The 301-nt window shown below is 45.2% G+C and carries 1 protein-coding gene; it reads right to left on the reverse strand.

All coding sequences use genetic code 11. The annotated features are described in order from the left end of the window. The coding region (locus tag AB4585_RS22545) for a Gfo/Idh/MocA family protein (RefSeq protein ID WP_372171046.1) at nucleotides 1-301 on the reverse strand (301 nt) is incomplete at both ends.

Genomic DNA, 301 nt, shown 5'->3' on the forward strand with positions numbered 1-301 from the left:
CGAATATCCCCAGTAAGGTCGAACCGGTTTTTTACCCAATGCAGTGACCTAAGTTCTCCTACATCGTGCCTGTTAAGCTCAGGAATGTATTGATTATAGAGAGGGATGTGTCGACGGTTAAAGCCCACATACAAAGGCACATTGTGCTTCTGCGCAGTTTCATAAAGCATCTCAACATCGGCAATATTGTCTGCTAAAGGCTTATCGACAAACGTGGGTATTCCGCGCTCAAGAAAGAATTTTGCTATTGCAGCGTGCGTGAAAGTTGCCGCATGAATCATTACCGCATCAACTCCAAGTG

The sequence above is a fragment of the Vibrio sp. 10N.222.49.C9 genome, from assembly GCF_041474985.1.
Lineage (GTDB): Bacteria > Pseudomonadota > Gammaproteobacteria > Enterobacterales > Vibrionaceae > Vibrio > Vibrio crassostreae_C.